17 protein-coding genes, 1 tRNA gene and 1 pseudogene are annotated in these 20,652 nt (G+C 71.2%); 11 read left to right on the forward strand and 8 right to left on the reverse strand.

Features of this window, described 5'->3' with window-relative positions; genetic code table 11:
* Nucleotides 1-77: 77 nt before the first annotated feature.
* Nucleotides 78-719 (reverse strand): TetR family transcriptional regulator, encoded by a 642-nt coding sequence (locus AB0K92_RS06640; protein ID WP_365920061.1) that lies wholly within the window; start codon nucleotides 717-719, stop codon nucleotides 78-80.
* A gap of 123 nt (nucleotides 720-842) precedes the next feature.
* Between AB0K92_RS06640 and AB0K92_RS06645 the strand changes: the two genes are divergently transcribed.
* A complete protein-coding gene (locus AB0K92_RS06645) occupies nucleotides 843-2,465 on the forward strand; it encodes an MFS transporter (RefSeq protein WP_365920063.1) in 1,623 nt (540 codons plus the stop codon).
* 406 nt (nucleotides 2,466-2,871) lie between these two features.
* Here the strand turns inward: AB0K92_RS06645 and AB0K92_RS06650 are convergent, their stop codons facing one another.
* Together AB0K92_RS06650 and aceE are read right to left on the reverse strand one after the other, a co-directional pair.
* A complete protein-coding gene (locus tag AB0K92_RS06650) occupies nucleotides 2,872-3,600 on the reverse strand; it encodes a potassium channel family protein (RefSeq protein WP_365920065.1) in 729 nt (242 codons plus the stop codon).
* A 75-nt stretch (nucleotides 3,601-3,675) separates the two neighbouring features.
* Nucleotides 3,676-6,423 (reverse strand): pyruvate dehydrogenase (acetyl-transferring), homodimeric type, encoded by a 2,748-nt coding sequence (aceE, locus tag AB0K92_RS06655; protein WP_365920067.1) that lies wholly within the window; start codon nucleotides 6,421-6,423, stop codon nucleotides 3,676-3,678.
* Nucleotides 6,424-6,794: 371 nt separating this feature from the next.
* Here aceE and AB0K92_RS06660 point away from each other — a divergent pair, with 371 nt between their 5' ends.
* The 6 genes from AB0K92_RS06660 to AB0K92_RS06685 all read left to right on the forward strand — a co-directional run bounded on the left by AB0K92_RS06660 (nucleotide 6,795) and on the right by AB0K92_RS06685 (nucleotide 11,253).
* Nucleotides 6,795-7,232 (forward strand): DUF3052 domain-containing protein, encoded by a 438-nt coding sequence (locus AB0K92_RS06660; protein ID WP_206313039.1) that lies wholly within the window; start codon nucleotides 6,795-6,797, stop codon nucleotides 7,230-7,232.
* A gap of 130 nt (nucleotides 7,233-7,362) precedes the next feature.
* Nucleotides 7,363-7,821: a peroxiredoxin gene (locus AB0K92_RS06665; RefSeq protein WP_165997977.1), complete on the forward strand. Its 459-nt coding sequence runs from the start codon at nucleotides 7,363-7,365 to the stop codon at nucleotides 7,819-7,821.
* Between the two features lie 114 nt (nucleotides 7,822-7,935).
* The gene (locus tag AB0K92_RS06670) at nucleotides 7,936-8,511 is read left to right on the forward strand and encodes a TerD family protein (RefSeq protein WP_165997975.1); all 576 of its coding nucleotides are present in this window, start codon (nucleotides 7,936-7,938) and stop codon (nucleotides 8,509-8,511) included.
* Between the two features lie 110 nt (nucleotides 8,512-8,621).
* Complete coding sequence (locus tag AB0K92_RS06675; RefSeq protein ID WP_165997974.1) at nucleotides 8,622-9,197, forward strand: TerD family protein; 576 nt, start codon at nucleotides 8,622-8,624, stop codon at nucleotides 9,195-9,197.
* Between the two features lie 58 nt (nucleotides 9,198-9,255).
* Nucleotides 9,256-10,398 carry a DUF475 domain-containing protein gene (locus AB0K92_RS06680; RefSeq protein WP_165997972.1) on the forward strand — a complete coding sequence of 381 codons (1,143 nt, stop codon included), beginning with the start codon at nucleotides 9,256-9,258 and terminating at the stop codon, nucleotides 10,396-10,398.
* Between the two features lie 117 nt (nucleotides 10,399-10,515).
* Entirely contained in the window at nucleotides 10,516-11,253 is a 738-nt protein-coding gene (locus AB0K92_RS06685) for a Tellurium resistance (protein WP_365920070.1), read from the forward strand.
* 16 nt (nucleotides 11,254-11,269) lie between these two features.
* Here AB0K92_RS06685 and AB0K92_RS06690 read toward each other — a convergent pair whose 3' ends face one another.
* Nucleotides 11,270-12,067, reverse strand: coding sequence for a TerD family protein (locus AB0K92_RS06690; RefSeq protein ID WP_365920072.1), 798 nt, complete (start codon nucleotides 12,065-12,067; stop codon nucleotides 11,270-11,272).
* A 198-nt stretch (nucleotides 12,068-12,265) separates the two neighbouring features.
* Between AB0K92_RS06690 and AB0K92_RS06695 the strand changes: the two genes are divergently transcribed.
* From AB0K92_RS06695 to AB0K92_RS06705, 3 genes and pseudogenes are all read left to right on the forward strand, one after another.
* Nucleotides 12,266-13,435: an HpcH/HpaI aldolase/citrate lyase family protein gene (locus AB0K92_RS06695; protein WP_365920074.1), complete on the forward strand. Its 1,170-nt coding sequence runs from the start codon at nucleotides 12,266-12,268 to the stop codon at nucleotides 13,433-13,435.
* A gap of 43 nt (nucleotides 13,436-13,478) precedes the next feature.
* The gene (locus AB0K92_RS06700) at nucleotides 13,479-15,947 is read left to right on the forward strand and encodes a phosphoribosyltransferase (protein WP_365920076.1); all 2,469 of its coding nucleotides are present in this window, start codon (nucleotides 13,479-13,481) and stop codon (nucleotides 15,945-15,947) included.
* A pseudogene (locus tag AB0K92_RS06705) lies at nucleotides 15,947-16,738 on the forward strand (HAD family hydrolase); the annotation flags it as partial. The gene AB0K92_RS06700 and the pseudogene AB0K92_RS06705, both read left to right, overlap by 1 nt.
* Nucleotides 16,739-17,093: 355 nt before the next feature.
* On the opposite strand, the gene AB0K92_RS06710 reads toward AB0K92_RS06705, so the two are convergent.
* From AB0K92_RS06710 to AB0K92_RS06725, 4 genes are all read right to left on the reverse strand, one after another.
* Nucleotides 17,094-17,318, reverse strand: coding sequence for a zinc ribbon domain-containing protein (locus tag AB0K92_RS06710; RefSeq protein WP_365920078.1), 225 nt, complete (start codon nucleotides 17,316-17,318; stop codon nucleotides 17,094-17,096).
* Between the two features lie 9 nt (nucleotides 17,319-17,327).
* A complete protein-coding gene (locus AB0K92_RS06715) occupies nucleotides 17,328-17,909 on the reverse strand; it encodes a DUF4383 domain-containing protein (RefSeq protein ID WP_365920080.1) in 582 nt (193 codons plus the stop codon).
* Between the two features lie 138 nt (nucleotides 17,910-18,047).
* A complete protein-coding gene (locus tag AB0K92_RS06720) occupies nucleotides 18,048-19,457 on the reverse strand; it encodes a hypothetical protein (RefSeq protein WP_365920082.1) in 1,410 nt (469 codons plus the stop codon).
* Nucleotides 19,458-19,531: 74 nt separating this feature from the next.
* On the reverse strand, nucleotides 19,532-20,356 hold the full coding sequence (locus AB0K92_RS06725; protein WP_365920084.1) for a DUF4097 family beta strand repeat-containing protein: 825 nt from the start codon (nucleotides 20,354-20,356) through the stop codon (nucleotides 19,532-19,534).
* Between the two features lie 224 nt (nucleotides 20,357-20,580).
* On the opposite strand from AB0K92_RS06725, the gene AB0K92_RS06730 reads away from it, so the two are divergent.
* A tRNA-Val gene (locus tag AB0K92_RS06730) sits at nucleotides 20,581-20,652 on the forward strand.

The following is a 20,652-nucleotide window of genomic DNA, read 5'->3' on the forward strand; positions in this document are numbered from 1 at the left end:
CAGGCGGATGGGTTGCGCGTTCCGCGGGGGTGGCGAGGCGTGACCCCGTGGGGACGATGGCCCCCGTTTCCGCGGCTCTACGGCGTGCGCCAGTTCTCCGCGAGCGCCGGCCCCACCTGATCGAGGTAGGCCGCCGTCAGCGCGCGCAGCGCCTCCACGCTGAAGTCGTCCCCCGCGCTCCACAGCCGCTCGGTGACCCTTATCACCCCGCCGAAGACGGCCACCGCCACCCGGGGGCGCGGATCGGCGTCCACGTCCAGGCCCTCCCGCCGCGCGATCAGCCGGGCGATCCGCTCCTCGGCCTCCGCGGAGCTGCGCAGGTAGGCGGCGAGCAGGACCGGCGTCGACTCGATCACCCGGTACATCCGCAGATACAGCTCGATCGGCACGACGGCCTCGACGATCTCGTGCAGGGTGTCCCAGCCCTCCTGCACGGCCCGGCGCATCGCCTCCAGCGGCGGCTCCTGGGCGGGGCGGGCGCACAGGGCCTCGACGAAGTGGTCCATGGCCAGCTGCTGGGCGGCGAGGGCGGCCTCCTCCTTGCCCGCGAAGTAGCGGAAGAAGGTGCGCTGCGAGACGTCGACGGCCGCGGCGATCTCGTCGACGGTGGTCTGCTCGTAGCCCCGCGTGGTGAACAGTTCGAGGGCGGCCCGGATCAGCGCGTCCCGGGTGCGCTGTTTCTTGCGCTCGCGCAGGCCGGGCGGTGTCGCCGTGTTCATGGCACCTCTTCTCCGAACTGTCTGAACTGTCCCGCCGGCCCGGACCGTACCCAGGTGACGTGTCAGTTACCGAAACCTGAAATCGTTTGTCAACTGTCAGCGGCTGTCACTAGCCTCGAAAGTATGACTAGTCAGACCACCATCGACTCGACGGGGCCGGGGGACGGCGCATCAGCCCCGTCCGGTCCGGCACCCGCCAAGGGGCTGCGCGGCCACCCGTGGTTCACCCTCATCACCGTCGCCGTCGGGGTCATGATGGTGGCCCTCGACGGCACCATCGTGGCCATCGCCAACCCCGCGATCAAGGACGACCTGAAGGCGAGCTTCGCCGACGTCCAGTGGATCACCAACGGCTACTTCCTCGCCCTCGCGGTCTCCCTGATCACCGCCGGCAAGCTCGGTGACCGCTTCGGCCACCGGCAGACCTTCCTCATCGGCGTCGTCGGCTTCGCCGTCGCCTCCGGGCTCATCGGCATGTCCGGCAGCATCGCGCTGGTCGTCACCTTCCGGGTCCTCCAGGGCCTGTTCGGCGCGCTGCTCATGCCGGCCGCGCTCGGCCTGCTGCGGGCCACCTTCCCGGCCGAGAAGCTCAACATGGCGATCGGCATCTGGGGCATGGTCATCGGCGCCTCCACCGCCGGCGGCCCGATCCTCGGCGGTGTGCTCGTCGAGCACGTCAACTGGCAGTCGGTGTTCTTCATCAACGTGCCGGTCGGTGTCCTCGCCGTCGTCCTCGGCGTCCTGATCCTGGTCGACCACCGCGCCGAGAACGCGCCGCGCTCCTTCGACCTGCCGGGCATCGCTCTGCTGTCCGGCGCGATGTTCTGCCTGGTCTGGGGCATCATCAAGGCCCCGCCGTCCGAGTGGGGCTGGGGCGACGGCCGGACGTGGGCCTTCCTCGGCGCCTCCCTGGTCGGCTTCGCGCTGTTCACCTTCTGGGAGACGAAGGTGAAGGAGCCGCTGATCCCCCTGGGCCTGTTCCGCTCGCTCTCGCTGTCCGCGGGTGTCGTGCTGATGGTCCTGATGGCCATCGCCTTCATGGGCGGCCTGTTCTTCGTGACGTTCTACCTGCAGAACGTGCACGGCATGGGCCCGGTCGACGCCGGCCTGCACCTGCTGCCCCTCACCGGCATGATGATCGTCGGCTCCCCGCTGGCCGGCGCGATGATCACCAAGTTCGGCCCGCGGATCCCGCTGGCCGGCGGCATGGCCGTCACCGCGCTCGCCATGTGGGGCATGTCCACGCTGCGGGAGGACACCGGCAGCGGGGTGATGTCCCTGTGGTTCGCCCTGCTCGGCCTGGGGCTCGCGCCGGTCATGGTCGGCGCCACCGAGGTCATCGTGGGCAACGCCCCGATGGAGCTGTCGGGCGTCGCGGGCGGTCTCCAGCAGGCGGCGATGCAGATCGGCGGCAGCCTCGGCACGGCCGTGCTGGGTGCCGTGATGGTCTCCAAGGTCGACAGCGACCTCGCCGGCAACTGGGCCGACGCGGGCCTCCCGCCGCTCAGCCCGGAGCAGGAGGCGCAGGCCTCCGAGGCCATCCAGGCCGGTGCGGCCCCGGTCCCGCCCGGCACCCCGCCGGAGATCGCCGCGAAGATCACCGACGTCGCGCACGACACCTTCATCTCCGGCATGTCCCTGGCGTCGCTGGTCGCCGCGGGCGTCGCCGTCGTGGCGGTGTTCGTCGCCTTCCTCACCAAGCGCGGCGAGAACGCGCAGGCCGGAGCGGGCGCGGCGCACATCTGACGGCACATCCGCCCCAGGCGTCGTTTCCCCTATCAGGGTGACAACGCTCAAGATCCCTCCCCACCCGGGCGCGCCGCAGGTCACAGTGGGTCAAGCCCTCCGTACGGCATGTTCCGTCGGCACGTTCCACGCGAGCAGGGCGACCTGGGCTGCGGCGCGCCGCTGGAGGGGGGTGGCGCGCCGGCAGGCAGGATTGAGAAGCGCGACGGGGGTACCCGCACCTCATCGGAAAACCCGAGGAACCGAGCGGTTCAGGGACTTGTCGATGGCGGGCTGTCCGGACACGGACCGCGCGGGTACCCCCGCTCACGCGACCGGATGAGGCCACGGACCGGGCAGGACCGCGCAGGCCCGCCATCGCCCGACTCCCGCTTCCCCGCGCGGCAAGACGCCTCGGCGCGGGCTCTCACCTGGACTCCCGCAGGGCGGCCACCTCCGACCGCAGCGCCCGCACCTCCTGGGTCAGCGCGGCGATCGCCTCCGTCTGCCGCCGCTCCTCCGCGTCGTCGCTCTCGAACCGCGAGATGAACCACGCGGCGATGTTCGCGGTCACCAGACCCAGCAGCGCGATCCCGGACAGCATCAGCCCCACCGCCAGCAACCGCCCCACCCCGGTGGTCGGCGCGTGGTCCCCGTACCCCACGGTCGTCATCGTCGTGAACGACCACCACACCGCGTCACCCAGTGTCCGGATGTTCCCGTCCGGCGCCTCGCGTTCCACGGACAGCACGGCCAGTGACCCGAACATCAGCAGGCCCACCACCGCCCCGGCGACATACGTCGTCAGCCGGATCTGCGAGGCCATCCGCGCCCGCTGCCCCACCAGCAGCAGCGTCGACACCAGCCGCAGCAGCCGCAGCGGCTGGATCATCGGCAGCAGCACCGCGCACAGATCGATCCAGTGCCGCCGGACGAACTCCACGCGCCGCCCGGCAAGCGCCAGCCGCACCAGGTAATCGGTGGCGAACGCGCCCCACACCGTCCACTCGACGACCGCGCACGCGAACGTGACCGGCTCGCTCGCCGAACTGTGCACGATGGGCACGGCATAGGCGACGGCGAAGGCCACGGCCAGCGCCATCAGCGGTTTCTGGGTGCGCTCTTCCCACCGGATCCGCGCGGACTCTTCCCTCATGCCGGGCATCGTAGGGAACGCGGATGGGGGGCGGCGGACCCGCAGGTCCGCCGCCCCCGTCCGGCACGGCCCGTGCTACGCGTCGCCGCCCGCGACGCCGGGGTCCGCCGCCGACACGTCGAGCAGCCGGTACCGGTCCACGGCCTGCTTCAGCACCGACCGGTCCACCTTCCCCTCCTTCGCCAGCTCGGCGAGGACCGCCACCACGATCGACTGCGCGTCGATGTGGAAGAACCGCCGCGCCGCGCCCCGGGTGTCGGCGAAGCCGAAGCCGTCGGCGCCGAGCGACTGGTACGTCCCGGGCACCCAGCGGGCGATCTGGTCCGGGACCGACCGCATCCAGTCGGAGACGGCCACGAACGGCCCCTCCGCCCCGGACAGCTTCCGCGTCACGTACGGCACCCGCTGCTCCTCCTCCGGGTGCAGCAGATTGTGCTCCTCGCACGCGACCGCGTCCCGCCGCAGCTCGTTCCAGGAGGTCGCGGACCACACGTCGGCCCGTACGTCCCACTCCTCGGCGAGGATCTTCTGCGCCTCGACCGCCCACGGCACGGCCACGCCGGAGGCGATGATCTGCGCCGGGATCCGGCCGGCCGTGCCCTCGCTGAACCGGTGGACGCCCTTGAGGATGCCCTCGACGTCGACGTTCTCCGGCTCGGCCGGGTGCTGGATCGGCTCGTTGTAGACGGTCAGGTAGTAGAAGACGTCCTCGCCGTGCGGGTGCTCCTCACTGGCGCCGTACATCCGGCGCAGCCCGTCCTTGACGATGTGCGCGATCTCGAACCCGAAGGCGGGGTCGTACGCCACACAGCCCGGATTGGTGGAGGCGAGCAGCTGGGAGTGGCCGTCCGCGTGCTGCAACCCCTCACCCGTCAGGGTCGTGCGCCCTGCGGTCGCGCCCAGCACGAAACCGCGCGCCAGCTGGTCGGACATCTGCCAGAACTGGTCGCCGGTGCGCTGGAAACCGAACATCGAGTAGAAGACGTACACCGGGATCAGCGGCTCGCCGTGCGTGGCGTACGACGAGCCCGCCGCGATCAGCGAGGCCGTGCAGCCCGCCTCCGAGATGCCGTCGTGCAGCATCTGCCCGGTCGGCGACTCCTTGTACGCGAGCAGCAGATCGCGGTCGACCGCCTCGTACTGCTGGCCGAGCGGGTTGTAGATCTTCGCGCTCGGGAAGAACGAGTCCATGCCGAAGGTGCGGTACTCGTCCGGCGCGATCAGCACGAACCGCTTGCCGATCTCCTTGTCCCGCATGAGGTCCTTCAGCAGCCGGACGAACGCCATGGTCGTCGCGATGGACTGCTGACCGGAGCCCTTCTTCACGGTCGCGTACGCCTGGTCGCCCGGCAGGGTGAGCGGCTTGGAGCGCACGACCCGGGTCGGCACGTACCCGCCCAGCGACTTGCGCCGGTCGTGCATGTACTGGATCTCCTCGGAGTCCCGCCCCGGGTGGTAGTACGGCGGGAGCCCGCCCTCCAGCTCCTTGTCGGGGATCGGCAGGTGCAGCCGGTCCCGGAACCGCTTGAGGTCGTCGACCGTCAGCTTCTTCATCTGGTGGGTGGCGTTGCGGCCCTCGAAGTTCGGGCCCAGCGTCCAGCCCTTGATCGTCTTGGCCAGGATCACCGTCGGCTGGCCCTTGTGCGCGCGGGCCGCCGCGTACGCCGCGTAGATCTTCCGGTGGTCGTGACCGCCGCGCCCCAGGTGCAGTATCTGGTCGTCGGTCATGTTCGCGACCATCGCGCGCAGCCGGTGGTCGTCGCCGAAGAAGTGCTCGCGGATGTAGGCGCCGGACTCCGTGGCGTACGTCTGGAACTGGCCGTCCGGCGTCGTGTTCATCTTGTTGACCAGCACGCCGTCGCGGTCCTGCGCGAGCAGCGGGTCCCAGCTGCGGTCCCAGACCAGCTTGATCACGTTCCAGCCGGCGCCCCGGAAGACCGACTCCAGCTCCTGGATGATCTTGCCGTTGCCGCGCACCGGGCCGTCGAGGCGCTGGAGGTTGCAGTTGACCACGAAGGTCAGGTTGTCCAGGCCCTCGCGGGCGGCGATGGTCAGCTGGCCCAGCGACTCCGGCTCGTCCATCTCGCCGTCGCCGAGGAACGCCCACACATGGGACTTCGAGGTGTCCGCGATGCCGCGCGCGTGCAGGTAGCGGTTCATCCGGGCCTGGTAGATCGCGCCGATCGGGCCGAGGCCCATCGACACGGTCGGGAACTCCCAGAAGTCCGGCATCAGCCGCGGGTGCGGGTAGGAGGACAACCCGTACGGCGCCTTCGACTTCTCCTGGCGGAAGCCGTCCAGGTGCCGCTCGCTCAGCCGGTCCAGCAGGAACGCGCGGGCGTAGATTCCCGGCGAGGCGTGCCCCTGGAAGAAGACCTGGTCGCCGCCGTCGCCCTCGTCCTTGCCCCGGAAGAAGTGGTTGAAGCCCACGTCGTACAAGGACGCCGAGGAGGCGAAGGTGGCGATGTGGCCGCCGACGCCGATGCCGGGGCGCTGGGCGCGCGAGACCATCACGGCGGCGTTCCAGCGGGTGGCGTTGAGGATCCTGCGCTCGATCTCCTCGTTGCCCGGGAAGAACGGCTCGTCCTTGGTCGCGATGGTGTTGACGTAGTCCGTGCTGCGCATCTCGGGCACGGCCACGCGCTTCTCGCGGGCCCGCTCGATCAGCCGCAGCATCAGATAGCGGGCGCGCTCACGGCCCCGCTCGTCGATGGCGGCGTCGAGGGAGTCGAGCCACTCCCGCGTCTCCTCGGGGTCGAAGTCAGGAACCTGACTCGGAAGGCCGCCAATGATGATCGGATTGCGATCGGATCCGGAAGCCACGCTGGTCCTTACCTGTCAGAGGGCTGGGTGAGAGCTGTTCGAAGACGTGTGCCACAGGCTTGCGCCGTTCCCCCATCGTGTACCTCACTGCGCCGAACGTCACCTCTACCGAGAAGTAACCGCCATAGGTTCGAATGTCGTACCCCTGGATGGTTCCCAAACGCACAAACAGGGCAGATAGGTGTGGTGTGTGTCACCTTGGCCTTGGCGCACGTGCCTGAAGTTGCGGCGACACGGCCGGGATCGTCACCGTTTCGGCGGTCTGAACCGCCGGGTACTTGCGCGATCCGCCCCGCCCGTGTGGACTACGGCCAATGCTTCGCGCACGCGCGTGGCTGAGATATTCCCAAGACATGATCAGGAGGCAACCCGTGAGCGCGACCGCGGACCACGCGGAGGAGCGGACGAACCCTGCCGCCAGGCTGGGGTTCCAGCCCGGGCAGGTGGTCCAGGAGATCGGCTACGACGACGACGTCGACCAGGACCTTCGCGAGGCCATCGAGGAAGCCATCGAGGGCGACCTGATGGACGAGGAATACGACGACGTGGCCGACGCCGTTGTGCTCTGGTTCCGTGACGACGACGGCGACCTGACGGATGCGCTGGTGGATGCCACCACGTACATCGAGGAAGGCGGCGCGATCCTGCTCCTCACGCCGAAGACGGGCCGTGCGGGGTACGTGGAGCCGAGCGACATCTCGGAAGCCGCGACGACCGCCGGTCTGACGGCGTCCAAGAGCGTCAGCGTGGGCAAGGACTGGAGCGGGAGCCGCCTGGCCACGCCGAAGGCCGCCAAGTCGAAGCGGTGACCGTTCCGGTCGTCCGCTGAGAACAGCCGAGCACGGACGGGCTGAGTTCGCTCAGCCCGTCCGTCGTCTTGTGCTGGCCGCTGCGTAAGGTGTCATCGTCCGAACGGCCCACCGAAGGGATGACACGACGATGGCGATCCAGGTCGGCGACAAGGCGCCCGACTTCGAGCTGAAGGACAACCACGGCCGGACCGTGAAGCTGTCGGACTTCCGCGGCGAGAAGAACGTGGTGCTGCTCTTCTACCCGTTCGCCTTCACCGGCGTGTGCACGGGCGAGCTGTGCGAGGTGCGCGACAACCTGCCGCGGTTCGCCGACCGCGACACCCAGGTGCTCGCCGTCTCCAACGACTCCATCCACACCCTGCGCGTCTTCGCCGAGCAGGAGTCCCTGGAGTACCCGCTGCTGAGCGACTTCTGGCCGCACGGCGAGGTCTCCCGCGCCTACGGCGTCTTCGACGAGGACAAGGGCTGCGCGGTGCGCGGCACCTTCGTCATCGACAAGGAGGGCGTGGTCCGCTGGACGGTCGTCAACGGCCTGCCGGACGCCCGTGACCTGAACGAGTACGTCAAGGCCCTCGACACCCTCTGATTGTTCGTCCACAGGGCCTGCGGGGCACGGGAACCCGTCACTAGGATCGACTCGTTTGATCCGTTAGCAACGCACGACGGGGCTCCCCGCCCCAGGACACCAATGGAGGGACTCGTGGGAGTCAGCCTCAGCAAGGGCGGCAACGTATCGCTGACCAAGGAGGCCCCGGGCCTGACCGCGGTCATCGTCGGTCTGGGGTGGGACGTGCGCACCACGACCGGCACGGACTTCGACCTCGACGCCAGCGCACTGCTGCTGAACAACGCCGGCAAGGTCATCAGCGACGGGCACTTCGTCTTCTTCAACAACCTCAAGAGCCCCGACGGCTCGGTGGAGCACACCGGTGACAACCTCACCGGTGAGGGCGAGGGCGACGACGAGCAGATCAAGGTCAACCTCGCCGCTGTCCCGGCCGAGGTCGACAAGATCGTCTTCCCGGTGTCGATCTACGACGCCGAGAACCGCCAGCAGTCCTTCGGCCAGGTCCGCAACGCCTTCATCCGCGTGGTGAACCAGGCCGGCGGCGCCGAGATCGCCCGGTACGACCTCAGTGAGGACGCCTCCACCGAGACCGCCATGGTCTTCGGCGAGCTGTACCGGCACGGCGCCGAGTGGAAGTTCCGCGCCATCGGCCAGGGCTACGCCTCGGGTCTGCGCGGCATCGCGCAGGACTTCGGCGTGAACGTCTGAGCGAGCGGCCCAGCCGTCTCGAAGGTCACCGTCCGGCGTCGCACGGTTTACGTGCGGCGCCGGACGCGCAGGACAGCCAGTGAAGCATCGCCTCGGGGAGGGACAGCATCATGGGCGTCACGCTCGCCAAGGGGGGCAACGTCTCCCTGTCCAAGGCCGCGCCGAACCTCACGCAGGTGATGATCGGACTCGGCTGGGACGCGCGCTCCACCACCGGAGCGCCCTTCGACCTCGACGCCAGCGCCCTGGTGTGCAGCGGCGGCCGGGTCATGGGCGACGAGTGGTTCGTCTTCTACAACCAGCTCAAGAGCCCCGACGGCTCGGTGGAGCACACCGGTGACAACCTCACCGGCGAGGGCGACGGCGACGACGAGTCGATCCTGGTCGACCTGTCCAAGGTGCCCCCGCAGTGCGACAAGATCGTCTTCCCCGTCTCGATCCATCTGGCCGACGAGCGCGGCCAGACCTTCGGCCAGGTCAGCAACGCCTTCATCCGCGTCGTCAACCAGGCCGACGGCGTCGAGCTGGCCCGGTACGACCTCAGTGAGGACGCCTCCACCGAGACCGCCATGATCTTTGGCGAGGTCTACCGCCACCGGGGAGAATGGAAGTTCCGGGCCGTAGGCCAGGGGTACGCGTCGGGCTTGCGGGGCATCGCCCTAGACTTCGGAGTCAACGTTTCGTAAAGCCGGGTGCGGCGCGGGGGAGACCCGTACACCCCGTACACAAGGGATTGGGTAGCCAGTGGTTCTGAAAACGTTCGGCTGGTCGTTCGCGGTCACCGCGCTCGGCCTCGTCGCAGCGGTCTTCTACGGGGGGTGGACCGCCTTCGGCGTCGTGGCGATCCTTTCCATCCTCGAGATCTCGCTGTCCTTCGACAACGCGGTGGTCAACGCCGGAATCCTCAAGAAGATGAGCCCGTTCTGGCAGAAGATCTTCCTGACGATCGGCATCCTGATCGCCGTCTTCGGCATGCGGCTGGTCTTCCCCGTCGTCATCGTCGCCATCAGCGCCCAGCTCGGGCCGATCGAGGCCGTCGACCTCGCGCTCACCGACAAGGACCGCTACCAGGAACTGGTCACCGACGCCCACCCGGCGATCGCCGCCTTCGGTGGCATGTTCCTGTTGATGATTTTCCTGGACTTCATCTTCGAGGACCGGGACATCAAGTGGCTCGGCTGGCTGGAGCGCCCGCTGGCCAAGCTCGGCAAGGTCGACATGCTGTCGGTCTGCGTCGCGCTGATCGTCCTGCTGATCACGTCGATGACCTTCGCCACCCACGCCCACCTGCACGCCGGGCCCGCCGACAAGGCGGAGACGGTGCTGCTCTCCGGCGTCGCCGGCCTGATCACGTACATGATCGTCGGCGGTCTCTCCGGCTACTTCGAGGACAAGCTGGAGGAAGAGGAGGAGCGCGAGCACGAGATGGAGGAAGAGGCCGAGCGCAGCGGCAAGCAGCGCCCGGCGATCGTCCTCGTCGGCCGCGCCGCGTTCTTCATGTTCCTCTACCTCGAGGTCCTGGACGCCTCCTTCTCCTTCGACGGCGTCATCGGCGCCTTCGCCATCACCAACGACATCGTGATGATGGCCCTCGGCCTCGGCATCGGCGCCATGTACGTCCGGTCGCTGACCGTGTACCTGGTCCGCCAGGGCACCCTCGACGACTACGTCTACCTGGAGCACGGCGCCCACTACGCCATCGGCGCCCTCGCGATCATCCTGCTGGTCACCATCCAGTACGAGATCTCCGAGCTGATCACCGGCGGCATCGGCGTCGTCCTGATCGCCGCCTCCTTCTGGTCCTCCGTCCGCCGCAACAAGGCGCTCGCGGCGGCCGAGGGAAAAGCTGACTCCTCGGGCAAGACCGAGGTGTCGTCCGGGGTGTGACGCCCGCGCGGGTGAGGAACGCTCTGAGCGGGGCGGTCGTCGAGGACGTACGTGTCCTGGGCGACCGCCCCGCCGTCGTGTGCGACCGGTGATATCCAGGGTTTACAGGGGGCGGGAATGGGCTTGCTGGACGGGTTCCGGCGTGGGCGGACGGTCGAGTTCGACTCGGGCAACGCGGCCACGAACGCGATCGAGCTGACCAAGCGGCACGGCCAGGTGTCGCTGACCAAGCAGGGCGCGGCCACCGGGCACCTGCGGATCAACCTGGCCTGGCGGATGCGCAGCTCGGACATCGGGGGACCGCAGCGGGAGAGCCTGCTGCGCCATCCCCTCAAGGCGCTGCGGCCGCCGGAGGTGATGGGGCACACCCAGAGCATGGTCAACGTCGACCTGGACCTGGGGTGCCTGTACGAGCTGCAGGACGGGACCAAGGGCGTGGTGCAGCCGCTGGGCGGCTACTTCGGGGACGTCAACGCGCCGCCGTACGTGAAGCTCACCGGCGACGACCGGTTCGGGTCCGGGTCCGGGGAGACGCTCTACGTCAACCTCGACCAGCGCGAGGCGATCAAGCGGCTGCTGGTGTTCGTCTACATCTACGACCAGACGCCCGCGTTCGACCGGACGCAGGCGGTGGTGACGCTGTACCCGACCAGCGGGCCGCGAGTAGAGATCCAGCTGGACGAGCGGCATCCGCAGGCACGGTCCTGCGCGGTGGTGATGATCGAGAACGTGAAGGGCGAGATGATCGTCCGGCGGGAAGTGAAGTTCGTGTACGGGTTCCAGGCCGAGCTGGACCGGCTCTACGGGTGGGGGCTGCAGTGGGGGCGGGGGCACAAGACCAAGGCCGAGCGGTGAGCGCCCGCCCGTGCCCTCACCGTCCGATGAACTGCGGGCCCTGCGGCGGCATGCGGAACTCGGACGTGGGCTGGGGAGTGCCGTAGGACGGCGGGCTCGTCGGCTGCGGGTAGCCGTAGGCCGGCGGCGCGGCGGGCGGCTGCTGGGTGGCCGGGGGCTGCGGGTAGCCGTAGCCGGGCTGCGGAGGGATCGCCTGGGTGGGCTGTTCCGGCGGGAGGGGCTGGGAGACCTCCGCGGACGGCGGCGCCGGGGCCGGCTCGTCCGCGGCCTCCGACTCGTCCACCGAGATGCCGAAGTCCGTGGCCAGGCCCTTCAGGCCGTTCGAGTAACCCTCGCCGAGCGCGCGGAACTTCCAGGTGTCGCCGCGCCGGTACAGCTCGCCGCAGATCAGCGCGGTCTCCTCGCCCGTCTCCGGCTTCACGTCGAAGTACGCCAGCGGTTCCCCGTCCGGCGCGGCGGCGTCGTACAGCAGGATGCGCAGATCCCGTACGCGGTCGAAGGCGACGCCGTCCGCCGAAGCGACGAGGAGTATCTGTCCGACGGCGGGCTCGACACCGGCCAGATCCGTCTGGATCGTATCGGTCAGGCCCTCGGCGATCCGCTTCTTGCCGAGCCGCCAGACCGTGCCGGAGGGGTGCCGGGGCTGGTTGTAGAAGACGAAGTCCTCGTCGGAGCGCACCCGGCCGTCGGGGCCGAGGAGCAGCGCCGAGGCGTCGACATCCGGGACCCCCTGCCCGGGCGTCCAGCGCAGCACGGCGCGCACCGTCGTGGCTTCGAGCGGGACGTTCGACCCCTTCAGCATGGCGTGCGTCATGCGGTCATCCTGCCTTCTCCGTCCTGGTCACGACAACGCGGGGTCGGGTGGCGCCGAGCCCGCGATGTGGAGACCTGGTTACGTGAAATTCATGCCTGGTGGGAACCCGGGACATGGAGATCTACGTACTATTACCGGCCACCTAACGGCACTTTTCTCGACACACCACCGGCCGATCCGTCGCCACGGGGGAGCTTTATGCGTCATTTCGGGCACCTCGCCCCTGAGGTGCGGCAGCGCCTTTTCCACCGGGAGCCCTGCGAGTTCACCGCCGACTCCCCGGCCCGGCTGCTCGCCGCCGCCCTCGGCGCCACGCTGTACAGCCCGGCCACCCGGCCCCGGCTCGCCGACGACATCCTCAAACAGGCCGGACGTGGCGTGGTCTCGATGGTGCTGTGCCTGGAGGACTCGATCGACGACGCGGACGTCGGCGCGGGCGAGGAGAACCTGGTCCGCCAGTTCGCCGACCTCGCCGGCCGCCCCGGCGCCGCCGAGCCGCCGCTGCTGTTCATCCGCGTCCGCACCCCCGAGCAGATACCCGACCTGGTGCGCCGGCTCGGCCCGGCCGTGCGGCTGCTGTCCGGGTTCGTGCTGCCGAAGTTCACCGAGGAACGCGGCATCCCGTTCCTGGAGGCCCTGGCCACCGCGGAGGCGGCGAGCGGGCGGCGGCTGTTCGCCATGCCCGTGCTGGAGTCGCCGGAGCTGCTGTACCGCGAGTCGCGCGTGGAGACCCTGGAGGGCATCTCCCGGGCCGTCGACAAGTACCGCGACCGTGTCCTGGCGCTGCGCCTCGGCGTCACCGACTTCTGCTCGTCGTACGGCCTGCGCCGGGCCCCCGACATGACGGCGTACGACGTCCAGATCGTCGCCTCGGTGATCGCCGACGTGGTGAACATGCTCGCCCGCGCCGACGGCACCGGGTTCACCGTGACCGGGCCCGTGTGGGAGTACTTCCGGGTCCAGGAGCGCATGTTCAAGCCACAGTTGCGCCGCAGCCCCTTCCTTGAGGGGCAGGCGGAGGAATTGCGCGAGAGACTGATCGAGCACGCCATGGACGGGCTGCTGCGGGAGATCTCGCTCGACCAGGCCAACGGCCTGCTCGGCAAGACCTGCATCCACCCCTCCCACGTGCTGCCCGTGCACGCGCTGTCCGTGGTCAGTCACGAGGAGTTCAGCGACGCCCAGGACATCCTGCGGCCGGAACGCGGCGGCGGGGGTGTCCTCAGGTCGGCGTACACGAACAAGATGAACGAGGTGAAGCCGCACCGCGCGTGGGCCGAGCGGACCCTGCTGCGCGCCGAGGTCTTCGGCGTGGCGCACGAGGACGTCGGCTTCGTGGAACTGCTGGCCGCGGGCATACCGGCCTGAACCGGCCACCATCCGGCCTCCTGGGCCTCTATTCAAGGGACGCATGAACAAGGCAGTGAACGACGGGGTTTGGTCCGGCAGCTGGGTCGCCCAGCGGCTGGGCCTCGAACTCATGGGCGACGACCGGCTGACCGACCTGCTGGGACTCGCGCTGCGCCGCAACCCCAAGCGGGCGCACCTGCTGGTGTCGAACGTGCTCGGCAAGCACGTGCCCCAGTCACCGTCCGTGGTCTACGGCCACGGTCTCGCCCTCGGCCGCCGGGTCCGCGCCCTGCTGGGCGACGACGCGGCCCGCCGGGCGGTCGTCCTCGGCTACGCGGAGACCGCCACCGGCCTCGGCCACTCCGTCGCCGACGGCCTGGCCCTCGCCCCCTTCCTGCACTCCACCCGCCGCCCCGTGGCCGGCCTCACCCCGGCGGGCGGCTTCGAGGAGTCCCACTCCCACGCCACCAGCCACCTCCTGCTCCCCGAGGACCCGGCCCTGCTCGCGGGCTCCGGCCCCCTCGTCCTCGTCGACGACGAGTTCTCCACCGGCAACACGGTCCTCAACACCATCCGCGACCTGCACGCCCGCCACCCCCGCGAGCACTACGTCGTGGTCGCCCTCGTCGACATGCGCTCGGCGGCGGACGCGGGGCGCCTGAAGGCGTTCGCCGAGGAGATAGGTGCCCGGATAGACCTGGTGACGACGGCCTCGGGCACCGTGAAGCTTCCCGAGGGGGTGCTGGAGAAGGGGCAGGCTCTGGTCGCCGAGTACGACCCCGAGCCAGGGGCGCGACCGGCCCCCGCCGGTCCGCGGACACCCGACGGCCGTGTCACCCGAGTCGACCTGCGATGGCCCCCCGGCCTCCCCGACGGCGGCCGCCACGGCTTCACCCCCGAACACCGCACCCGGCTGGAGGCCGCCCTCCCCGCGATGGCGGCCCGACTCGCCGACGCCCTGCCCGGCGGGGCCCGCCGGGTGCTGGTGCTCGGCTTCGAAGAGCTGATGTACGCGCCGCTCCGGCTCGCCCACGAGCTGGAACGACTCCGGCCGGGGGCGGAGATACGCTTCTCCACCACCACCCGCTCACCCGTCCTCGCCGTCGACGACCCGGGCTACGCGATCCGCACCCGCCTGGTCTTCCCCGCCCACGACGACCCGGCCGACGGCCCCGGCGACCGCTACGCCTACAACGTCGCGGGTGCCGACTTCGACGCCGTCGTCGCCGTCGTCGACTCGGCCGCCGACACCCCCGCGCTGCACGCCCCCGACGGCCTGCTCGCCCGGCTCGCCGAGCACATCCCGCACGTCCTGCTGACGGTCGTCCCGTCGTACGTCCCCGGGGCCGCGACGGCCCCCGAAAGGCCCGCCATGCTGCCCGAGCCCCTCCGCGGCCCCGCCTTCTCCTCGTACGCGCCCGACGAGGTCGGCTGGCTGCTCCAGGACCTGTCGGACGTCACGCTGGAGGCGCCGACCGAGGAGCGCGAGGAGGCCATCCAGCGCGGCGGCGCCCACTACGCCGAGTCGCTGCCGGTGGAGTACCAGCCCAGCGAGGACTACCAGCGGCTGTTCCACTCCGCGCTGGACGCCTCGGCCGCCCGGATCGCCACCGCCGTCGGCGTGGTCACCGAGACCGTGCTCGCCGAGCGGTCCCCGCGCCCGGTCCTCGTCTCGCTGGCCCGCGCCGGGACCCCCGTCGGCATCCTGATGCGCCGCTGGGCGCAGCACCGCCACGGCCTCGACCTGCCGCACTACGCGGTCTCCATCGTGCGCGGCCGCGGCATCGACGCCAACGCGCTGCGCTGGCTGGCCGCCCACCACGACCCGGCCGACGTCGTGTTCGTCGACGGCTGGACCGGCAAGGGCGCGATCACCCGGGAACTCGCGGCGGCCCTGCAGGAGTTCGAGAAGGCGGAGGGCGTCACCGGCTTCGACCCGGAGATCGCGGTGCTCGCCGACCCCGGCTCGTGCGTGCGCACCTACGGCACCCGCGAGGACTTCCTGATCCCCTCCGCCTGCCTCAACTCCACGGTCTCCGGGCTGATCTCCCGCACCGTGCTGCGCGCCGACCTGGTCGGCCCGCACGACTACCACGGCGCCAAGTTCTACCGCGAACTCGCCGGCGCGGACGTCTCGGCCGCCTTCCTCGACGCGGTCTCCGCCCGCTTCGCCGAGGCCGACGACGCGGTGGACGCGCAGGTCAAGGAGTTGCTCGCCGCCGACCGCACCCCCACCTGGGAGGGCTGGGCCGCGGTGGAGCGGATCAGCGAGGAGTACGGCATCCACGACGTCAACCTGGTCAAGCCGGGCGTCGGCGAGACCACGCGCGTGCTGCTGCGCCGCGTACCGTGGAAGATCCTCGCGCGCGCGGGGGCCGGCGCGGACCTGGACCACGTGCGGCTGCTGGCCGAGCAGCGCGGGGTGCCGGTCGAGGAGGTCGCCGAGCTGCCCTACACCTGCGTGGGGCTGATCCATCCCCAGTTCACACGCGGCGCGACGGGCGCCGACGGAAAGGCGGTGGCCGTCTGATGCCGGTGCTCGTGGCGAGCGACCTGGACCGCACGTTGATCTACTCGGCGGCGGCCCTGTCGCTGACCATGCCGGACGCGCGGGCCCCCCGGCTGCTGTGCGTCGAGGTGCACGAGAGCAAACCGCTGTCGTACCTGACCGAGACCGCGGCGGGGCTGCTCGGCGACCTCGGGGACGCGGCGGTGTTCGTCCCGGCCACGACCCGGACCCGCAAGCAGTACCAGCGCATCAGCCTGCCGGGCCCGCCGCCCGCCTACGCCATCTGCGCCAACGGCGGCCATCTGCTGGTGGACGGTGTCTCCGACCCCGCCTGGCACGCCCGGGTGAGGGCGCGGCTCGCCGACGAGTGCGCCTCGCTGGACGAGGTGCGGGCCCATCTGCTGGCCACGGCCGACCCGGCGTGGGTGCGCAAGCACCGGGTCGCCGAGGACCTGTTCGCCTACCTCGTCGTCGAACGGGAGCTGCTGCCCGAGGAGTGGGTGAAGGAGCTGGCCGTCTGGGCGGAGAACCGCGGCTGGACGGTCTCCCTGCAGGGCCGCAAGATCTACGCCGTGCCGAAGCCGCTCACCAAGAGCGCCGCCCTGCACGAGGTCGCCCGCCGCACCGGCGCCGAGCTGACGCTGGCCGCGGGCGACTCGCTGCTCGACGCCGACCTGCTCCTCGCCGCGGACCGCGCCTGGCGCCCGGGCCACGGCGAACTGGCGGACACCGACTGGACGGCCCCCACGGTCACGGCCCTGCCGGAACGGGGGGTACTGGCGGGCGAGCGCATCCTGCGAGAACTACTGAGAGCGACCCGAACCGCGACCCCCAGGGCCGCGGGGAACTGCGCGACCGGCCACGACGGGCCCGCGGACGGCGACGCACCTGCGGGCGGCGACGGGCCCGCGGACGACACGGGTCCGCGGGCGGGTGTCGTGCTATCCGCAGCACCAGCCCCCGCAGCCGCCGCCCGGGCCGCTTGCCGCGCGGGGCGTGGCGGCCGGGGCGAACACAGTCCCGCCCACCGGGGAACCCCCTAGGGGCGCGGGGAACTGCGCGACCGGCCACGACGCACCCGCAGACGGCGACGCACCTCCGGGCGGCGACGGGCCCGCGGGCGGCGACGGGCCAGTGGACGACACGGGTCCGCGGGCGGGTGTCGTGCTATCCGCAGCAGCCGCCCCCGCAGCAGCCGCCGCCCCCGCCGCCTGTCGCGCGGGGCGCGGCGGACGGGGCGGACGCGGTTCCGCCCACCGCCACCGTCGACAACAGCTTCACCGTGTCGTCATGCCCGGCAGGGCACGCCGCGGGCTGCGCGGACTCCGCCATCGGACGGCTCAGTTCGAATGTGTCGCCGCAGGTCCGGCACCGGTACTCATAGCGTGGCATGCGCCCAGGTTAACGGTCCGCCTCCGGCGGACGCAGCGCCTTCGGGCGCTGTTCGGCGCGCTGCACGCGGTCCTCGTCGACCTCCCTGGCCAGCTCCGGATGGCGGGCGCGGAAGTACGGGTTGTCCGCGGGCAGGGCCGAGCCGACCCGCCCGTACATCCCGAAGGTCATCAGCACCACGCCGTAGACGAAGCTGAACAGCACGTTCTGGATGCGGAACGCGAGGAAGTTGTGCTCGGTGTTCAGCAGGCCCAGGTTCAGGAAGCCGCTGAGGATGAAGGCCACGCCGACGATCATGTTGAGCGTCGAGGCGAAGTTGCCGCCGATGACCATGCCGACGAACAGCAGCAGCCCCACGCAGATCGACAGCACGCTCAGCGCGCCGTTGGTGTTGAGCCCGGCGACCTGGTCCCCGCGCGTGTCGAAGAACCCCACCTTGTCGATCAGGCCGAGGATGCCGAACGCGATCAGCACCAGGCCCATCAGGCCCGCGCCGATCCGGTAGACCCGGTTCAGCCGGTGGTCGACAGGCAGATGGTCGTTGAAGCTGATCCGGCCCCGCGATCCCCTGTGCACTGCGTGTGTGGCCATATCCGCCTCCCTCGGGCGTCAGCGGGCGGCACGTTCATCCCTTTCGTTCACCAATATCCGCCTCCGCCGGAGGCGGCGCCACCACACCGGACCGGGGTGCCGGGGCTGTCGGGACCGCCGGGCCGTCGGGGGGCGGGGTCAGTGACCGGTGCTCGCCGCGCGCTCCTCGCGGATCAGGGCGACCACCCGCGCCACCGTCTGCCGCACCGCCTCCGTCTCCCCGAGGAAGTGCCAGTAGTCGGGGTGGCGCCCGTCCAGGCCGGCGACGGCGCGCTCCAGGCGGGCCACGGAGTCGTCCAGCGGGCGGGCGTGGCGCGGGTCGGGGGTGTGACGGCCGGCCATGGCGAGCCGCTGGGCGTCCCGGATGGCGAACCGGGTCCGGTCGATCTCGGCCTGCGGGTCCTTCTGCACGGCGTTCAGCCGCCGCAGCCGGTCCCCGGCGGCGGAGACGGCCTCGTCGGTGGAGTTCAGCAGCGCCCGTGCCGTCGACAGCAGCGCGGTGGCGTCCGGCCAGCGCTGGGCGTCGCGCGCGGCCTGCGCCTCGCGGAGCTTGGCCTCGGCCTGGCGGAGGGTCTGCGCCGCCTGCTCGGGGACCCGCTGGAGGTCCTGCCAGCAGGCCAGCGTGAAGCGCCGGCGCAGCTCGCTCAGGATCGGTTCCACCTGCCCGGCGCGGGTGGTCAGGGCCTCGGCGCGGGTGCGCAGGGACACCAGCCGGTGGTCGATCTCGGCGGCCCGCTCCGGCAGCCGTTCGGCCTGCGTGCGGATCGTCTCGGCCTCGCGGGCGACCCGCTCGGCGCGCTCCAGGGTCTGCGGGACGCCGTGCTGTCCGGCGCCCTGGTTGAGCTTGGTCAGCTCGGGCGCGAGCGCGGCGAGCCGGGCGGCGAGGTCGTCGGCCTTCAGCCCCGAGCCCCGGACGGTGTCCAGCGCGTCGGAGGCGGCGAGCAGGGCCTGGCGGGCCCGCTCGACGGCCGGGGCGAGCCGGGCCAGCTGGGTCTCGGCCTTGCCGAGCAGCGGACCGAGGCCCTCCGCGAACCGGTCGAGGTCCCTCTTGACCAGCGTCAGCTCGTCCTTGGCGGCGGTCAGCTCGGTGCGGGCCCGGGCGGCGGCCGAGGCCTCGAGGTCGTCGCGGTCGAGGTCGTGGGCGTCGACCGCCTGGATGTACCGGTGGCTGGCCTCGTCGATGCGCCGGCCCAGCTCCGCGAAGTCGGCGCCGGCCCGGCGGGCGGCGGGGGAGTCGTCGACGGCGGCGATGGTCTCGATGGAGATATGCAGGTCCCGCTGGGCGGTGTCCAGCTCGTAGAAGGCCTCGGCGGCGGCGTCCTTCGCGGCCTGCGCCTCGGCCCGCTGGCTCTCCGCCCGCCCGCCGAACCACCGCCGGGTGCCGCCCCCGGTGAAGGCACCGGGCAGCGCGAGCACGGCGACGAGCGGCAGGGCGATCAGGGCGAGGGTGTCGCGGACGGCGGCGGACCGCGGGGCTCGCGGCCGGGTGGCGCGATGGCGCCCGCGCGGCATCGACGGCGAGTACGGCTGCTGCGGTGTCGCCGTCACATCCCTCTCCCGTGCTGTCATCCGCCCTGCCCGGTGTCATTCTCCCACCGGTTGAGGACGAACACACGGGCCCGTCAGTTCACCGTACGGACCGTGACGTTGCCGTCGCCGGTGCGGGCGGAGACCACATGGCCGCTGGAGTCGTCGCGCGGGACCGACACGTCGACCGAGCCGTCGCCGGTCTCGGTGGCCACCCGGTAGGCGGCGCGGGGCAGGTCGATGCTGACGGAACCGTCGCCGCTGCGGGTCTCCACCAGGTGCGGTATCGCGCCCAGTTCGAGCCGCACCGAGCCGTCGCCGGTGCGGGCGCGGACCTCGCGGGAGTCGACGTCCGCGTGGATGGAGCCGTCCTCGGTGTGCACCCGCAGCGGTCCGCCGGCGTCCTCCACGCGGACCGAGCCGTCGCCGGTGCGCAGGTCGAGCGGGCCGGTGGCGTCGGTGACCCGCACCGATCCGTCGGCCGTACGGATGCTCAGCGCGTCCGCGAACCCGGCGGCGCGGACGCTGCCGTCGCCGTTCTCCACCTTCACCCGGATGCCGCGCGGCACCTCGACGCGGTGCTTGGAGGAGCAGTCGGAGATGAACCCGGAGCAGTCCTCCCGCAGCACCAGCCGGTTTCCGTCGCGCAGCTCCCAGGTGGGCTTCGGGTCGCCGCCCGCCACCACCGAGCCGTCGAACCAGCGGGTGACCTCGATCCGGCCTTCGGCGTGCTCGTCGGAGGCGACGATCTCCAGGGCGGAGTCCTCCGCGTCCACGGTCAGGGTGGTGCCCTCCAGCGCGAAGGAGCGCGTCTCGGGGTCCTGGTCGTCGCCGGCCGAGGAACAGGCGCCGAGCCCCACGACGAGCAGTGCGACGGCACCGGCGACTAGGGCCGCGCGAACGGGAACGGAACGGGCCATGACGGTCTCCCCCTGGGTCGGGCCGCGGCGGGACGCCCTTGCGGCTGCGATGTGCTTCGACCGTACGGATCCGCCGCCCGCCGGGGCATCCGGGACGCTCCCTGAACCGGGGTGGGGATAACCCCCGGAGATCCCCGATGCCCGCCCCTGAGCCCCGGCCGTCCCCTCCGTCCCCGGGTTTGCGGGGCAGTGCCCCGGGCAAGGTAGGCTGTCGACTCGTTCTCGGGTGCGTAGCTCAGGGGTAGAGCGCCTGCCTTACAAGCAGGATGTCGGCGGTTCGAAACCGTCCGCGCCCA

Source organism: Streptomyces sp. NPDC052687 (assembly GCF_040678395.1).
Taxonomy (GTDB): Bacteria; Actinomycetota; Actinomycetes; order Streptomycetales; family Streptomycetaceae; genus Streptomyces.